The sequence below is a fragment of the Amycolatopsis saalfeldensis genome (genome assembly GCF_900110575.1).
Classification (GTDB): Bacteria; Actinomycetota; Actinomycetes; order Mycobacteriales; family Pseudonocardiaceae; genus Amycolatopsis; species Amycolatopsis saalfeldensis.
The window spans coordinates 15,142-30,761 of sequence record NZ_FOEF01000042.1 but is presented as its reverse complement, the minus strand read 5'-3'; the positions used below and the strand labels follow the sequence as shown (position 1 = coordinate 30,761).

The 15,620-nt window shown below is 68.1% G+C and carries 17 protein-coding genes and 1 pseudogene; 6 read left to right on the top strand and 12 right to left on the bottom strand.

Annotated elements, in window-relative coordinates:
• Nucleotides 1-478 (bottom strand): annotated as a pseudogene (locus BMY97_RS46685) (hypothetical protein); the annotation flags it as partial.
• A gap of 346 nt (nt 479-824) precedes the next feature.
• Here BMY97_RS46685 and BMY97_RS44330 point away from each other — a divergent pair.
• The 4 genes from BMY97_RS44330 (at nt 825) to BMY97_RS44315 (ending at nt 3,810) form a co-directional block, all read left to right on the top strand.
• Entirely contained in the window at nt 825-1,661 is an 837-nt protein-coding gene (locus BMY97_RS44330; RefSeq protein WP_143086516.1) for a hypothetical protein, read from the top strand.
• Nucleotides 1,662-1,768: 107 nt separating this feature from the next.
• A complete protein-coding gene (locus BMY97_RS44325) occupies nt 1,769-2,236 on the top strand; it encodes a hypothetical protein (RefSeq protein WP_091629521.1) in 468 nt (155 codons plus the stop codon).
• Nucleotides 2,237-2,633: 397 nt separating this feature from the next.
• Nucleotides 2,634-2,990: a histone-like nucleoid-structuring protein Lsr2 gene (locus BMY97_RS44320; RefSeq protein WP_091629519.1), complete on the top strand. Its 357-nt coding sequence runs from the start codon at nt 2,634-2,636 to the stop codon at nt 2,988-2,990.
• A 241-nt stretch (nt 2,991-3,231) separates the two neighbouring features.
• A complete protein-coding gene (locus tag BMY97_RS44315; RefSeq protein WP_143086515.1) occupies nt 3,232-3,810 on the top strand; it encodes a hypothetical protein in 579 nt (192 codons plus the stop codon).
• A 168-nt stretch (nt 3,811-3,978) separates the two neighbouring features.
• Here BMY97_RS44315 and BMY97_RS44310 read toward each other — a convergent pair whose 3' ends face one another.
• Nucleotides 3,979-4,710: a PIN domain-containing protein gene (locus BMY97_RS44310; protein ID WP_091629515.1), complete on the bottom strand. Its 732-nt coding sequence runs from the start codon at nt 4,708-4,710 to the stop codon at nt 3,979-3,981.
• Between the two features lie 497 nt (nt 4,711-5,207).
• Nucleotides 5,208-5,372: a hypothetical protein gene (locus BMY97_RS47610; protein ID WP_177231857.1), complete on the bottom strand. Its 165-nt coding sequence runs from the start codon at nt 5,370-5,372 to the stop codon at nt 5,208-5,210.
• A gap of 48 nt (nt 5,373-5,420) precedes the next feature.
• Between BMY97_RS47610 and BMY97_RS44305 the strand changes: the two genes are divergently transcribed.
• Nucleotides 5,421-6,548, top strand: coding sequence for a hypothetical protein (locus BMY97_RS44305; RefSeq protein ID WP_091629513.1), 1,128 nt, complete (start codon nt 5,421-5,423; stop codon nt 6,546-6,548).
• Between the two features lie 185 nt (nt 6,549-6,733).
• Here the strand turns inward: BMY97_RS44305 and BMY97_RS44300 are convergent, their stop codons facing one another.
• The 5 genes from BMY97_RS44300 to BMY97_RS44280 form a co-directional block, all read right to left on the bottom strand.
• Nucleotides 6,734-7,315, bottom strand: a complete 582-nt coding sequence (locus tag BMY97_RS44300) for a hypothetical protein (RefSeq protein ID WP_091629511.1) — start codon at nt 7,313-7,315, stop codon at nt 6,734-6,736.
• The gene (locus tag BMY97_RS44295; protein WP_143086514.1) at nt 7,312-7,815 is read right to left on the bottom strand and encodes a hypothetical protein; all 504 of its coding nucleotides are present in this window, start codon (nt 7,813-7,815) and stop codon (nt 7,312-7,314) included. The genes BMY97_RS44300 and BMY97_RS44295 overlap by 4 nt, the downstream gene beginning before the upstream one ends.
• Before the next feature lie 70 nt (nt 7,816-7,885).
• Nucleotides 7,886-9,580, bottom strand: coding sequence for an AcrVA2 family anti-CRISPR protein (locus BMY97_RS44290; RefSeq protein ID WP_143086513.1), 1,695 nt, complete (start codon nt 9,578-9,580; stop codon nt 7,886-7,888).
• A gap of 122 nt (nt 9,581-9,702) precedes the next feature.
• Complete coding sequence (locus tag BMY97_RS44285; RefSeq protein ID WP_091629505.1) at nt 9,703-10,965, bottom strand: Y-family DNA polymerase; 1,263 nt, start codon at nt 10,963-10,965, stop codon at nt 9,703-9,705.
• Nucleotides 10,955-11,368, bottom strand: a complete 414-nt coding sequence (locus tag BMY97_RS44280; protein ID WP_091629503.1) for a LexA family protein — start codon at nt 11,366-11,368, stop codon at nt 10,955-10,957. Before BMY97_RS44280 ends, BMY97_RS44285 begins: the two co-directional genes overlap by 11 nt.
• 168 nt (nt 11,369-11,536) lie before the next feature.
• Between BMY97_RS44280 and BMY97_RS44275 the strand changes: the two genes are divergently transcribed.
• Nucleotides 11,537-11,974: a tetratricopeptide repeat protein gene (locus BMY97_RS44275; protein ID WP_091629501.1), complete on the top strand. Its 438-nt coding sequence runs from the start codon at nt 11,537-11,539 to the stop codon at nt 11,972-11,974.
• Nucleotides 11,975-12,028: 54 nt separating this feature from the next.
• Here BMY97_RS44275 and BMY97_RS44270 read toward each other — a convergent pair whose 3' ends face one another.
• From BMY97_RS44270 to BMY97_RS44255, 4 genes are all read right to left on the bottom strand, one after another.
• Entirely contained in the window at nt 12,029-12,361 is a 333-nt protein-coding gene (locus BMY97_RS44270; RefSeq protein ID WP_143086512.1) for an ArsR/SmtB family transcription factor, read from the bottom strand.
• Between the two features lie 133 nt (nt 12,362-12,494).
• Nucleotides 12,495-12,860 (bottom strand): hypothetical protein, encoded by a 366-nt coding sequence (locus tag BMY97_RS44265; protein ID WP_091629497.1) that lies wholly within the window; start codon nt 12,858-12,860, stop codon nt 12,495-12,497.
• 165 nt (nt 12,861-13,025) lie between these two features.
• Entirely contained in the window at nt 13,026-14,441 is a 1,416-nt protein-coding gene (locus BMY97_RS44260; RefSeq protein WP_143086511.1) for a hypothetical protein, read from the bottom strand.
• Between the two features lie 114 nt (nt 14,442-14,555).
• Nucleotides 14,556-15,398 carry an NYN domain-containing protein gene (locus BMY97_RS44255; RefSeq protein WP_091629493.1) on the bottom strand — a complete coding sequence of 281 codons (843 nt, stop codon included), beginning with the start codon at nt 15,396-15,398 and terminating at the stop codon, nt 14,556-14,558.
• Between the last annotated feature and the right edge of the window lie 222 nt (nt 15,399-15,620).

The following is a 15,620-nucleotide window of genomic DNA, read 5'->3' as shown; positions in this document are numbered from 1 at the left end:
ACTCCTCTTCGCCGGTGCGCATGATCGCCTCGGCAGTCCCAGCTGTCTGAGATAGGCCGTGGGGAACAAGGAGGCTGGCGGTTTCGACTCCGGTGGCACCTTCCTCCAGCCCGGCATAGCTCGTGTACCGCGTCGGGTCGCCGTTCACCACCGGAGACACGGGACGCCGCTTCTTTGCCAGCTTGACCAGTTCGAGGAACGAGTCAACAAGCTGAGGACATTTGTAGAGGCTAAAAAGAGCCTGCACCTCGAGTTTGTTCAGCATGTTGCGCCCAGACTCGAGGTGAGCCACCTTCTCTCGTCCGCAACCAAGCAGCTCAGCAATGTCTTCTTGCACCAGCTTGCGACCGAGAGGCGCTGACGACGTCCGTTGGCGCCGAAGGGCAAAGCCAATCCAGCGCTTCAAGACTGCAGGCGGCAGTTCAGTCAGCGAGGCCGGCAAGTCAGCCGGATCCTCAGGAAGATCCAGAAGTTCCATGAATTCAGCATCTCCTATCGCTGCCGGTTCGCATGTCTGCGCCGTGCCGCGCAAGAGAGCAACGGCAGGTTCACCCAATCGAACTATCCCGGCAGTAACGTCCACGTTGTAACGTTACTGTTGTTCGAATGGTACTCAAAGACCTGCTGGTCAGAGCACCTATGAACCCTAGTGCAGCCAGTGCATGGACGCCCTGCCCCCTCGGGAATCCGGGCACTGGTGTCCATGACGGTGGCCGCTGGCGGACCCCCGACCTGACAGCGGTCACCGTCTCCAATCAGCAGCGTCCGGGGGGACCGGGATGGGAAGCCACACACGCAGTGGCCAGGAGCTTGGCGTCTTCGTGGTGAGCGGCTCGGTCAGCGGCTCGCCGAAGAAGACCTCTACGAGTTCCCCGGCCTACGCTGCCGCTCTGCTGGCGAACTGGCTACGCGACGACCCGAACGCGAGGGAATTGTCGTGGGTCGTCGACGCCGAAGCGGCCGCGGCGGTCTTCGCCGCCCGCCTTCGCAAGGGCCTGATCGGCGAGACCGCTCGGATCGCTCACATCTTCGTCGTGCACCCGGGCAACGGCGTCGGGCCGACGCTGACCTCGGTGTGCAGGAAGCCGTTCCCGTGGTACGACCTCGAGTTCGAGACCGCCTTGGGCAAGCCGATGGGCCAGCCGTGTCTCGGATGCCAGGCAATGCTGGCGCCCCCTCCGCCGCCAGTGCCGATCGCGCCGCCGCCGGCGGACCGCACGTCGCACGCCGATTGGGCGGGCTGGGATCGCTACTACCGGGAGCTGGGCTGGCCCGTCTCGGAGGTCGCCGGCCAGCTCCTGCTGGCCGCGGGTCCAGACGTCGACGTCGTGGTGATCAGCCTCGACCGTGCTCTTGGCGAGCAGGTGCGGGAAGCGCTGTTGCCGATGAGGGCGCAGCCGCCGGTGCTGGCCTTGCCGACCTTGCCCGATCAGCTCCTGTTCATCGTCGAGCGAACCAACATCCCGGCGCCGATCCCCAAGGGCGTGCTGATGCTGGCCGCGGCGGTGCCGCTGTATCCATCCCCGACCATCGCGGGGGAGGCCATGTGGCACATCGCGCCGGACGAGGTCGAGGACGTGCGTCGCTGCAACGACATGTTGCTCTTGACCACGGTGAACACCGTGCGCGCAGCGCGGCCGCGCCGGGAGATCACGTCATGAACCTCGTTGTCACCGCTGCGGGCCTGCCAGGTCCGCGACGTCCCGGAAGCCGTTGCGCAGCAACGAGTATTGCCGGGAATTCCGCTGCCCCAGGTAAAGGAACTCGGATGACCCTCACGCTGGACGCACCCCGCCACGCCGTCGTCGACGAGCAGGAGCAGCGAGAGCGAGCTCAGCTGCGCAAGGCGGTCGAGTGGATGCCGGCCGCGTGGCTCGCCGCGGCCAACGCGGCGCTGGCCGACCTCGCCGAGCTGGCCGGCCTCCAGGTGGCTCGTCGCGCGGTCAACTTGGGACGTATTCACACGCCAGAGGTGCGCGCGCTCATCAGCGAGACGTTCACGGAGCTGACGTACGACATGGACGAATGTCCCGACGGCACGGTGGCTCACACCTGGCGGTGCGCGAACACCGGCGCCACCGTCCACTACGTGCAGGACCCGGATGGGTGCATGGTGGTGGAGGATGCTGGGTCCCCGCGGCGGAGCCTGTGGGACGAGCTGGTGGTCCTGATCGGCGCCTACCAGATGCACGCGGAGAAGACCGACAGCGCGGTAAAGCGTGCGCTCGGAGACTGACCATCTGGCGGTCCCCGACTTCGTGGCCCCCGACGCCCCTCGTCGGGGGCCACGAAGTCCGTTGAGCTGTCACCTGCTGGCGGGGCAGCTCGGCGCTGTTCGTGTTCCTTCTGATCTAGGGGGCTTCGCATCGGCCGTGACAGGCGCAGTGCGGGTGGCTGAGGTTCGCCGATCGGTGGCCGGCGTTCGAACAGGTCGCGCCGATAACGGCGCGGGTGCGTCGTTTCCCACCTGGGCCGACTTTCCGCTGATCAGGGTGGGCGGCGCAGTTCACGATTGCGCTGCGCCGCGGTCCGCGTACCGAGCGGGGTTGGTCCTGCGTCGGAAAGGGGCGAGGTTCTAAACTGCTCGCCCATATGTCCTGAACCATTTTCAGATACCGAGGGGGAACCGACCCATGGCACAGCGTGTGGAGGTCGCACTTGTTGACGATCTCGACGGCAGCGACGCCGAGGAAACAGTGGAATTCGGCTTGGACGGGGTCAGCTATCAAATCGACCTGAGCGAGGACAACGCGGCCGAATTGCGTGACGCGCTGGCTCAGTACGTCGAGCACGCACGTCGCATGGGCGGCCGGCGCCGGTCCGCCACCCGTCCTTCGGTTGCCGTTGCGGCCGCGACGAAAGCCCCGACCCATGTTGATCGGGAGCAGAACCAGGCGATCCGCAAGTGGGCCCGCTCGAACGGGTACGACGTCTCCGACCGCGGGCGAATTCCTTCCGAAGTGGTCGAGGCGTATCACAAGAAGCGATAGCGAGACGGATTCGCGCATCGGCATGCGAGGCCAGTGACGTTCTTCGCATCCCAACGCCGGACGGTGGGCCGCAGACGTTCAGCGCCTACGTCGAAGCCATCGGCTGACGCAGGTTCCGAGGTTCTTACGCGTCGACCTCTGATGCGGTCGCGGAGGCGCAAGAGCTGATCACGCAGGTGGCGGGCGGACGGTCATTCTCTCGGATGATCGTCCGCCGGGAACCTGCGCCACCGCGGCGGAGTTGAGCCCTGTGCTGTTGGTTGTTGTCGACTGGAGGTGCCTGCTGTTGTCCGCTTCTGCTGCTGATGAGTTCGCCGACTGGCTGACCGCGCCCGGAGCGCGCGAGGCTGTCCGCCGGCTCGCCGACCTGTTCGCGATGGTGCCGCCGACCACCGATGCGAACTGGTGGCAGCGGTTGTTCGAGCTGACCCGCACCGCTCCCCCTCGCGACGAGGACGTGGCGAGCCTGGAAGGTGCCCGGCGGCGCGGCAGTGAGGTGGACCAGCTGGAGAAGGCGCACCTCGCGTTTTCGGTGGACCCGTACTCCTCGGCCGCGTTCGACCTGGCGCAGATCGTCGGCTGGTGGTTCACATCGCATGATCCCGAGCTGGTGGAGCAGCACATGGCTGATCTCAGTGCTCGGGCGCTGCCCTCGCAGCTGCATGGCGGGGTCTGGTCGTGGCGATCGCAGTCGTTCGGTGCGCAATGGGTCCAGGATGTCGTCGACGCCGCCTGGGTCGTAACGCGCGCCTACGCCGCCGCCCAGGTGCGGCAGGGTGGGCCGGCCCCGTGGCGGGATGTTGAGCAGCGCGACGATTGACGATCGACCGAGGTGTTCGGATCGTGTGCTCTGGGCCTCTGATCAGCGGCGTCATCCTCGCAGAGTCGCGGCGGATGCGGTGCTGAGGGCAAAAATAAACCCGGCCCACGAGGGGCCGGGCGGGTATGGCAATAGTGTAGCCGCTCTGGGAGCGGCTTTCAAATCAGGTCACCAGCCCAACGGCTTGGTGTAGGTGCCGGCGGGATCGGGCAGCTGGTGGGCGGTGTAGTCCAGCGCCTTCAGTGTCCGCCACCAGTGATGCCCGGCGCCCCCGGCAGGTGCGGTCGAGAGATCGCCGGCGGTGTATCCGCTGCCGGGGTTGACCACTCCGACCGGCACCCGGCTCCACGCCTGGTGCACTGGCATCCGCAGATCGCTGTCGTTGCTGATCACGACCGCCGCGTCGACGGCGTTGGTCAGGATGTCGACCAGCAGATGGGAGGCGACGTTGACGTCGGAGCCTTTTTCCTCCCAGGTGCCCACCGATGCCATGAAGGTCGCGTCGGGCTCCGGGATGCCGTGGCGCTGGACCTTGATCGGCCACTGCGGCGTGACGAGGATGGGCCGGCCTCGGCGGCCTTCAGTGGCCAACGGCCGCTTGATGACCTTGCTGATGTAGTTGCCGAACTCGATGTGGTCCACGCTGCCCGACGAGCGCAGTGCCTTGAGGTAGACGTCCTGATCAGCGGCGCCGCTCGGGTTGGCGGCGCCGTTGATCCTGGCTGTGCAGTACACCAGCCGGGTGACTGACGCTCCGGGCCAGACCTGGGCCTGTTCGGCGACCAGGGTGGCGGCCAGGGCGCGGACGTCGAGCCATCGCCAGCCCGCCGCTCCTCGGCCGCAGGCCTTCCGGCCGCCGTAGTAGAGGTTGTACCCGTCCACGTAAACCCCGACACGCATCCGGCGACCTTAGCGACCGAGCTTCCTCGTGAGGCACACGGCACGGCGGTGAACTCCGTCCGCCGGGTTGTCCTGACCCTGGCCCAGGCCGCAGTCTTCGCCTCGATGCCGCACCTTTCGGTCCGCTCGGAAGCTGTGATCAGCAGCTTCTGTCTGACGAGCACGTCTTTGGTCGACGTCGGCAGTCGGCCCAGCACTCGGATCGATGTCCCAGTGGCGGTGGTGCTCATCGCCGATCGGATCGGTCGGCGGAGGGCAACAGGACTCGCTGGTGGTGGATCAGCTTGCACAGCATCGGCAGGTCGACCGGGTGCGGCCGCGCCCCCTGGGGCACGCCGCGGCCGCTGCGGAGCGGGCGTGAGTCCCCCGGTCGACCTCGCCGAGCCCGGAGCACGGCGAGGTCGACGGGCCAGGCCGTTGGGGTGCCGGGCGCAGATGTGCGGTTCTGATCAGGAGACACCCGGCACCGGGCTCGGTGACTGGGAGGCTCCGCGGCCCTATGCGACGGGAGGCATCACCTCGTTCCACAGCGTCGCGGCCGCGGTCGCGAGCAGGATGACGGTGATGATCAAGCGGTACATCGCGGCCGCGAGCGACCGCAGGGCATTGAGCACGGTGCAGGCCGCCCGGGCCCATTGGGTGATGCGAGTGAAAATCGACATGCCCACAGTGTGATGACTGCACATCCGTGGGTATTAAAGTCAAAACCCGTGGTAGACGAGGTCGAGATCCGGAAGTGGCTGACGAAGCACCTACGCGGCGCCGTCACGGAGCGGGAGTGGGCCTTCCTGCAGAAGAAGCGAGTCGTCGGACAGCTGCAGGAGGCGGCGGACGACGAGCTGCAGGAGGAACTGGACTCTTGCGCCTCGCTGATCAAGGACATGCGGGCGACCTATCCCGACGTCGAGCCGGCCGGATCCACGTCCCCGGAGCAGACCCTGGCGCCGGTCTCGGTCAGCTCCCGCTCAGCTGACGTCGGCGCGCGGTCGGCGGCGTACTCGCTGGCGTTGAGCGAGAACGTCGCGGCCGAGGCCGACCATGACCGTCAGGTCGCCGCGTTCCGCAAGAAGTTCCTACCGGGCGGACTCATCCAGCTCGATCAGGTCGAAGGCTGGATCGCCGAGCGCACCGGCCGGGGTGAGGACGCCCAGCAAGCGCAGGTGCGGATCCCGCCGGGCTGGGAACCCGGGCAGCCTCTGCCGGGCGAGGTGATCGAGGTGTTCGTCGACAGGCTGGCCTACGTGGCCCCGGGGTACGACCGGGTCCGCAAAGTCGTCGTGGCGCCGGGCACGACGCTGGGTTGGTTGCATCGGCTGACGATCGGTCTGGCGGTGTCGCACGGCTGGGAGCCAGCGCAGGCCGCGACCTGGGTGCTCACCGGCGTCACGCCGCTGATCGGCCTGATCAGAGTCACCGAAGGAGCCCAGAACATCCGCGAACAGAACTGGACGGCGTGGTCGGAGCGGATCACCCTCGACGTGCATCCGGCGGCCGCGCCCGACGAAGTGGCGGACGCCTATCGCGAGGCCCGGGCCCGGCTCGATCATCGCCGCACGGACGGCAACTACCGCGCGCGATCCCAATCGGTCCGGCAATTGGTGCTCGCCCGGTTCGTCGCCAGACCTCGCGCTCAAGGAATTGCGTGGGACACTCTGCGCAAGAAATGGAATTCCTGGATTCCCCAGCAAAACGAATACGCCGATCTCAAGCGCTTCGAGTCCGAAAACGCGTTCCGGCGCGCCGGTCTCCTCGCGTGTAAACGAGTTCTCTACCGCGGACTGTTCGCAGGCCGCGGTGCGACGGCCGCCGCGATCGCCGCTGATCAGAGCAGGCGATGATCGATGCTCGGCCGGGTGCCGCCCTCGGGAATGCCCCAAGTTCGAGTGTGCTCGCCGAGGGCCGACGTCAAGCGACCTGCTGAACTCGGCCAGTTCACGTCCGAACCGTCGGAACGAAGCAGCAAGCTACCGCAACGGGCCTGGCCCGATCGGCGAAGCCCGGCCGGTCCTGCCACAGCTGCTTGTCATCGACCCGCGCTGGAGGCTGTGATCAGCAGTTCTTGACCGACAACGTCGTCCTGGCTGATGTCGATGATCAGCCCGGCGCCCGGGTCGAGCACCCAACGACGGTGCTGGTCCCCCGCCAGGAACACCACCGGGACGGTTGGACGGCAGGGACAAGCTGGAAGTGCGGGCTGGTAGTAGAGCCGCTGGCAGAACATCGGCAGGTCGAGCGGCGCAAGCGCGAAGCGGGTGAGCCGCGTCGACGGGGCGACGCGGTCCGGGCAGCCGGAAGCCGCGGTCGCCGCGGAGTGGACAACGAGTCCCCAGCCGCCGAGCAGGAGCAGGAGCAGGAGCACGGCGATGCCGGTGGCCAGGCACGCGCGGCGCCAGAGCTGATGAGCGGTTCTGATCAGCAGGAACATGGCACCGAGTCCGATGGCCGGAAGGATCAGCAGCCCCAGGTCTGGCACGGGCTGCTGTGACCACGCCGGGCCGGCACCGAGCGCGTTGAAGGCCAGCAGGCGCAGGCCGGCGCCGACGAGCACGGTCGCCGCGACCGCACCGAGCAGCAGAGGAACCCAGGCCCGGATGCCGCGGTTCACGAGAACCACTCGTTCGGGTCGGGGTTGGCCAGCCCTAGCTCCTCGAGTTCGTCGTCGGTGACCTCAGGAACGCCTAGCGCCCGGGTGTGCTCGCCGAGCGCCGACTCGAAGTCGTCCAGGCGGCCGCTCACCTCCGCCAGCTCGGTCCCGACCCGCTCGCAGAACGCGGTGTCGTGCAGGAACGGCATCCTGTCGCGCATGAATTGGTGCACCAGGTAGTTGCGGGCCTCGACCGCGCGGCGTGCTTCCTCCTCCAGCTCGGCCGGCAGGTCGGCCGCGGCGACGAGGTTGCCCAGGACCCCGCGGTTCCAGCCTTCGATCTTCGCCAGCCGCTGATCCAGCGTCATGCCGCGCTTCTGGCGGTGCGCCAGTATGCCCCAGAAGGTCAACTCCAAGACCTGGAAGCGCGCGAGCAGCTCGCCGAAGGCACCGAACACCACGAACCTGGCAACGTTGCCAGGTTTGAGGTCAGGTTCGCCCTGATCACCGTCAGTTGTCATCGTGTCCCCTTCGTACCGCGACGCGGTCGTAGTGGCTACGCATCCGCGGACCGCCCGAGCCGACCAGTGTTCAGGAGGACATCGTGCGGTCAGCTGCCAGCCACAGCTGGGGCGCCTGCTTGGTACCAGGTGCAGGGGGCCAGGTACGAGCGTCGCCACGGCCGAGCACCACGCGGGCATCGGTGAACAGCGCCGAGTCGGAGGCAGCGAAATCGGCGATCGCGACGAACACCCCGAGGTGCGACGCTTGCCGATCAACGGTGTCCCCGAAGGCCGTTCCAGGTCCGGTGACCGGGACGGCATCGTTGCCGGCGAGGACATTCGCGCGCATCGCCGTGGCCGCCCAGGTGGCTGCGAGTGCGTCCCGAACCGTCTGCCCGGTTAGGTGCACCGGTTGCACCTGGAGGGAGTCGAGTCCGCCGACAGGGTCGTGGTCGAGCAGGAAGCGCAGTTCAGTGCGCCGTTCCGCGGCGTCCCACTCGAGGTGGACGAAGAGCCCCGCCGCGCCGCTTGGCGTCTCGGAGGTCAGGTAGATGCACGGCACCACCCAGCGTCCGGGCAGATCACCGGGCAGCGTGTCGGCTGCCGCTTCGAAGCGCGGAACGAGCTGGTCGTGGATGTTGACCAGAGGCCGACCGCTGGCGCGCCACGACCCGACCGCGGCGAGCACTGCGGCAAGGCGCTGGTGCTCGAGCAGGTCGATCATCGACCCTGTTGGTGGGAAGCGCTCGGCCAGGAGCTCGAGGATCCGGGTGATCGGCATCCAGCACCAGGACGGCCAGTCACCACGGTCAGCGGCAGCCTGCAGAAGGTGTTCCACCATTCCGGGAACCCGGTTCTCGAGTTGTTGTTCGAGCATGTGCAGCCGGCGTGCGGTCGCGCGGTACAGCTCGGGGATCCAGCGGTACTGCCTGTCCAGTTCACCATCGCGGATCTGCGCAAAGGCCTCGTCCTGGCCTTCGGTCTCGCTACCGTGATGCATGCCGACCCCAGCGGGGGCCGAGGCGCCGAGGCAGCACACGGGCGGGATGGTGACGTTCATTCGGGCGCCTTGCTTGCGCAGCGGCTTCGGGGCGACGAGCTCAGCGGTCACGGATACGCTGCCGCTTGCCATTGCCGCCCAGGTGCTGATCACGGCCTGGTAGAAGTCGTGGAGGGGGTGAGCGGGGTCGTCGGCTTGGGCTGGCCAGCTGCGCGGGACGATGTGCGTCTCGCGGTCGTAGCCGAGGTAGCCGTTGACCTGGAGCAGGGCGTCCACGTCGTCTCCGAGCCGAATCGCCGCGGCTGCGTTGTCTGACCACCACGTGATCCAGAGGCCGCCGTCTTCGGCTTCGCCCCAACTCGCGGCGACGATCGGCACTCCGGTGTCGGTGGTGCAGGGCGGGGTCGCCCACATCACCATCCCGGCCGGGGCAGGCACGATCCCCGCGAGGTCGCATGGGGCCAGGTCGGTCGCCAATGCGGCTGCCGTGGCTTCCTCGTTGAGGTGGTAAAGCGCGGCGGCGCCGAGCCGCCCTCGCTCGGCGGCGGCGAGATGCCGGGCACGTGCCTCGTTGGAGGTGAGCGTGGCTACCGCGGTCGGCAGTGTGAAGCCCACGCCGCTGTCCATCAGGTGCGTCCATACGCGGGTCGCGTTAAGACGCAGGAAGTCCAGGGCTGACAACCAGGCGAGATGCAGGTTGGCGGGGGCTGTGAAGTCCACTGGAACGTCCTCGGTGCGTTGAGCTGCGGCCGGTTTTGGCGTCGCGTTCACGACGACGGACAAGCAGAGTATCGGGCAGTACTGACAGTTCCCGCGCTCGCGGTGCTTCCCGGCTAACGCGCTCGTCGAAGCCCACGAGCGGCCAGTCCAGATGGGGGTCGTTCGTCGGATTCATCTCACGTGGGTCAGCGGACGGTTGCCAGCTGGTCCCAGCGGGTGGTGTAGGCCGGGGAGAGCCGCTGCTGGCGCATCGCCCATGCGGCGCGTTGGCGGATCCCGGCCCGGCCGAGGCCGATCGCGTCCCGGCCGAAGCGCGCGGTGACGGCGTCGAGGGTGGCCGCGAGGGCGTCGTCGCGGGCCGGGTGTGTCCAGAGGCCGGGGTGGCGCTGGTCGGGAACGAGGTCGAGCGCCATCACCCCGACCCGGCGGTACTGGTAGCCCGGCTGCCACAGGCGTCGGGCGAGCCTCGCCGCGGTGCGCGCTAGCGGAACGGTGGCGCTGGTCGGGGCGAGCAGGGTCTGTGTGGCCTGTGCGTTGCGAGAGGGGCCGGTGTAGAAGTCGCCGCCGGTGGACAGCCACACGCACAGGGTGTTGGTAGCGCGTTGATGGCGGCGCAGTTTCGTGGCGATCGACTGGGCGTAGGAGCTGGCGACGTCGGCGACGTCGGTTTCGCTGGTCACCGGCTGGCCGAGCATCCGGCAGTGCAGCAGCTGCCGGCGCGGCGGCGGGGTGTGCTCGAGCGGCAGGCACGCCGTTCCGGCGAGTTCGCGCACGGTCCGCTCGACGACGATGGTGTAGGAGCGGCGGACCCAGCCGGGATCAAGGGCCGCCAGCTGCGCGGCGGTGGTGACGCCGTGGGCTGCCAGGCGGGCCGACAGTCGGCCGCCGATGCCCCAGATCTCCTTGGTGGGCAGAGAGTCCAGGATCTCGTGCAGGGTCGTGGGGCTGGTCGTGCTCAGGTCGTGGACGCCGGTGCCGGTGGTCTTCGCGATCTTGGTGGCAACCTTGGCGAGGGTCTTGGTGCCGGCGATGCCGACCGACACCGGAAGCCCGACCCACCGTCCGATCTGTTCGCGCAGGGCCGCGGCAATCTCGCCGGCGCGGCCGGCGGGCAGCCGCAGGAAGCACTCGTCGATGCTGTAGGGCTCCACAAGCGGGGTATGGCGCTCAACGACGGCGAGCATCCGGGCGGAGAAGTCTCCGTAGAGCGCGAAGTTCGACGACAACGCTACGACGGTGCGGAATTTGGGGCGGTCCCGGATCTGGAACCAAGGCTGGCCCATGCCGACGCCCAAGGCCTTGGCCTCGCGGCTGCGCGCGACGGCGCAGCCGTCGTTGTTCGACAGCACGATCACCGGCGCCGTGCGCAGGTCCGGGCGGAATACGCGCTCGACGGATGCGTACATCGAGTCGACGTCGACCAGGGCGTAGACCTGCTCACCGGGCACCGGACGCTCCCGGGAACACGTGGTGGATCACGGTCGTCACGACGCCCCAGATCTCGATGCCGCCTTCCGGGATCGGAATATTCGGGAATTCGGGGTTCGCCGGTTCCAGCCGCGGTGGGCGGGTGCGCAGGGTCTTGACGGTGAACTCGGTGTCGACGATCGCGACGACGATGCTGCCGTCGGCGGCGCGGAGGCTGCGGTCGACGATGATCTCGTCGCCGTCGCTGATCCCGGCGTCGCGCATCGACCAGCCGGTGACCCGCAGGATGTAGGTCGCGGCCGGGTTGCGGATCAGGTGCTTGTCCAGGTCGAGCGGCCCGTCGTAGTGGTCTTCGGCGGGCGAAGGAAACCCCGCCGCCACCACTGGCGGGCCCTGCACCGTGATCGTCTTCAGTCCTGACACCCCGCCATTAGAACACACGTTCGAGACGATGGCTGTGGCGTGGACGACCTGTGACCAGCGACAACAACCCTGCTGGAGCCCGCTATTCGCCACCCGCCCAGGTCGACTGTCGCGGAGTCCGCACGTGCAGGACCACCGAGCAGCAGCGGTACCGGAATACTGGGTCGCGTGGACGAGGTGGTGAAAGGGTGGCGAGCCCTCAGGCTCGTCAGCCGTTGGCAGGTCCGGCGACTTGAGCCCGGCGCGCAGGCCGGAGACCCGGTGGACGCCTTCAACCTCGCGCTCGCCCTTGAACGACTTGGCCGTGATGGTGACGCCGAGCGGTGGTACCGGTGGGTCGCCGAGACCGGGGACGTCGATGGCGCGTGCAATCTGGGCCTCCTGCTCGCACGAACAGGTCGCGAGAACGCGGCCCTCAAACACCTGGGGATCGCGGCCAAGCAAGGCGACTCCGGGGCCGCGTACTGCGCCGGCGAGGTATGCGAAGACACCGACGATATCGAGGGCGCCCGATACTGGTACGACATGGCCGCGAGGCTGGGCGACCAAGATGCCAAGACCTGGCTGGAGCGAAACCCGCCGAAGACCGGCCTCGCGGCGAACTGACCAGATCCCGCCGCGAGCGTGATGAGCCGCTCGCGGGTTGCTTGAGACTGGTGATCACACGTGGCGGAGCCGGTCGGCGACGTCCGTGATGGCGTTCTCGTCGCGGCGGTAGAAGGTGAACCCGCCGCCGCGTCGGTCGGCGGTCTTCACGCACAGCCCAGCCTCGATCAGCTTGCTCAGGTGCTGCAGTGCTGTCGGGCCGGCGATGCCGACCGTGCGCGCCAGCAGTGCCAGGCACACGCCGTGTTCGCTGACCTCACCCGGCGCGGCGTCGAGTTGTCTCGGATCCTGCATGGCCCGCAGCAACTCCAGCCGGGAGGCGGACCCGAACGCCCGCATGGCTCGGACCAGTTCCTCGGTCCGCGCTTGCGGCGGTGTGCTCGCCATGTCGGTTAGCGTATCGGCTAAGCAGCGCTCTGGACGGAAGGTGCCCGGTCGGTGATCACGTGCTGTCGCCCCGAGCACGGTCGTCTTCGGCGGCATTGCCCGCGGCTGTCGGGGTGTGGGTCTGCGGGCGGCTTTAGTTCCGAAGCAAGATCCACGTGGTGAATTCGGCTGCGGCGAACACCCACCAGCCCAGCGCGATCCCGGCACCGACCGGCCGGCCTCGGCCGTTGAGTACCGCGCCCAGAGTTCCCCCAGCAGCCATGCCCATCGCCGCGCCGATCGGCGGAAGCCACACGATCCACCACTGTGCCGCCGTCGAACAGAGCAGCGTCGTCGAGTCCGCACGGCACGAGTCGGCGCCCATCAGCAGGAAGCTGCTCACCACGAACCCGACGAATCCCGCGGGGATGAGCATCAGCAGCCGGGTCGTCAGTCGGACGACACGGGCGTCGGCCGCGATCGACGCCGGATCGGCAGCGGGGAGGTTCGATCCGTTCACCTTGCGGAGCGTATGACTCGGCGGGCTGCACCGACACGGTAGGACTACTCAATGTCGCGACAGCGTCACGGGCGTTACGCCGAAGCTCAGCGCCCGTGATCAGGATGCGGTGTGGTCGGACGACCTCGCCGCTGGGAAGGTAGAGCGCGGCTCAGTTCCCGTCCTTCATCGGCGCCCCTGCCGCCGCGATTTCCGAGCTGTCTTTCGTGCGGCCTTCTTCCGGGCGTCCGCTGTCCGCGCCGGGGTGGACGGCTGGGGCGACGGCGCCGATGCGGCTCGGGGTGAGTCGAGCTTGCCTTGCGACAGTCGCAGGGCCGCGGTGGCCAGCCGGAGGTATTCCGCGTCCGGGTCGGGGACGCAGGCCGGCTCTTGCCACAGCGCGGCGGTGAGCGCCGCTGCCAAGTGCAGGGCCTCGAACGGCTGCTCATTGGCGGCTCCGGTGATCCGGATCCGGGCACGAGCCAGGGGCAGGCCCTTGGTCGAGGTGACGACCTTCAGCAGGTCCTGCACATCGCCCCGTCGTTCCGGCGCGACCAGCCCGTCCAGCAGCGTCGTCATCGCGGGCAGGAGATCGTCGATCGTGGCGTCGTACCGGGCGGCCGTCCACCACTGCTGGGCCTCGCGGGTGATCGCTTCGACGGCGTCTGGGGCGTCCGAGGGCCGCAGGTGCAGCAGTTCCTCGGCGACGTCGGGTGCGTGGTCGGCGAGCTGCAGGTGCACGTCGACGAACTTCTTCGCCAGGCGCTCACGCTGCGCGTAGGCCTCCGCCGACTCGCCGGCTTTCCGGGGCCCCGCAAGGGCATCCGGGATGTCGATGTGGCGATCAAGGATTGAGGTGAGGTAGTGCAGCAGGAGCGTCTGGCCGCTAATCGCGCCTTGCACGACGCGCAGCGCCCACTGCCTGCTCTCACGCGGGGGGTACGGCTCGTCGGCGGCCATGTACTCGGACAGCTCGTACGGCCGAGGATTCGGATCGACGAGTGGAAGGGACTCCTGCGCAGAACCTTCAGCCCTGCCGGTGATGACCTGCAATGACGTGACACCGCGAGCTCGATCGGCCGAGGAAATACAGGTGAGCAGCATGTTCGCCACGAAAGCCTGCCCGTCTTCGCCCCGTTCGTACCAGGTCCGGGCGCCGGTGCGGGCCTTCGCTCGACGCTGGTCGTCGGGCAGCGCGGCTCCCGGTTTGGTGGCGCGGTCGACTTCGGCCTTCATCCGGAAGAACAGCTCGTGCGCCGGCTCCCCGGCGGCGGGGATCACCGCCCGGTTGTCCGGTGACAACGTCGACACCGACGCGAGCAGGCGCGGAGTTTCCAGTCGCTCCCACAGCTCCATTCCCGACAGTTCCGCCAGGTCGGAGGGACTGGTGGCGTCGATGCCTTTTTCGTCGGCGTAGGCCGCCAGCGCGTAGGCGATGAGCATGGTCGGCGCGTCGAAGTACTCGGACCGCTCCCCAGAAGGATCGTGTTTGGCCGCCATGAGGTCGCGCATCACCTGCGCGTAGGCGTATGCCGCGCTCCACAACGTCCACATCGGACTCGCGTCCTGCTCACTACGATCCAAGCCAGCGTCGTCGGTCATGCACACAGGGTCTCAGGCTGACCACACAGCGCCGCACGCCACCTCGCCGGACGCCACCGCGGCGACACCCGGGGATCACCGCGGCACGGGCGGCACGGCGGCGGGGTGAACGGATCAGTCGATGTGAATCGAGTACGCCTGCGGGTACTTCTTGCCGGGCGCCGGCTTCGGAGAGCCGGTGAACGAGACCGGTGTGCCGACGTCCAGGTTGTCGTACCCGTCGGGCAGCTCGTCGCGTGAGACGAACCAGGAGCCGCCTCGGTTGTCGGTGATGAAACCGCTGGTCTGTCCTTGGCGCCAGCCGGTCACCGTCCCGCGCCACCTGCCTGCCGGGTTCGTCGACGGCGCGGCAGCCGATGAGGGGTTGCGCACGAAGGGGTATCGCAGCGGGTAGTCATCGTGCTCGCTGGCCAGGAACAGTTCGTCGAAGGTGGGGTGGTCCTTCGTCGCGCTCGCCAGTTGCGGGGCGGTGCGCAGTGTTGAGGGGCCCGAGGTCGGTCGATCGGCCACGGCGTTGATCACTGGAACGACTACCCTCACGCCGCGGCTGATGAGGCGGGTGACGAGCGGAACGAAGTCGGCATCTCCGGTGATCAGGACGACGAACTCCAGAGGCGTGGTGGTGGCGCGCTCCCACACCTCGAGGGCCAGGTAGACGTCGGCGCCCTTCTCTCGTCCGTCGGCCAGCTCGACGTCGTGGCGTGTGATGCCGGCGTTGTCGAGGACGTTGTCGAAGACGGTCGAGGGTGTCGTGCTGCGGCCGCGGATGTAGTGCGCCTCCGTCATCACGCAGTTGTCGAGGTCAGCTCCGGTGCAGACATGGACGTACTGCCGAAACGCGTCGTGCAGTCCACCGAACGAAATCCGTGCCTGTCGCAGGTGTTCGGTGGCGTAGAAATCGCTGACGTGGGCAAACCAGGTGCCGTCGTAGAAGACGCCTATCCGATGTGCGGTCATCGTGATCGTCGGTTCGCGAGCCGGAGGAAGCCGGGTACAAGCAGCCGGCTGTCGGCCGCAGTTCTCGCGATGCCCTGTGGTGAGTCCATCGGAGCTCGTGTCCAGTTGCCCGGCACTGTGAGTGTCGACCAGTAGCCGGGCTTCGCTTCGGCGCTGACCATGAGGAAGGACTCTAGTTGCCGCACCCAGCGGTGACGCCCGACGTAGCTGGGCACGCCCGGG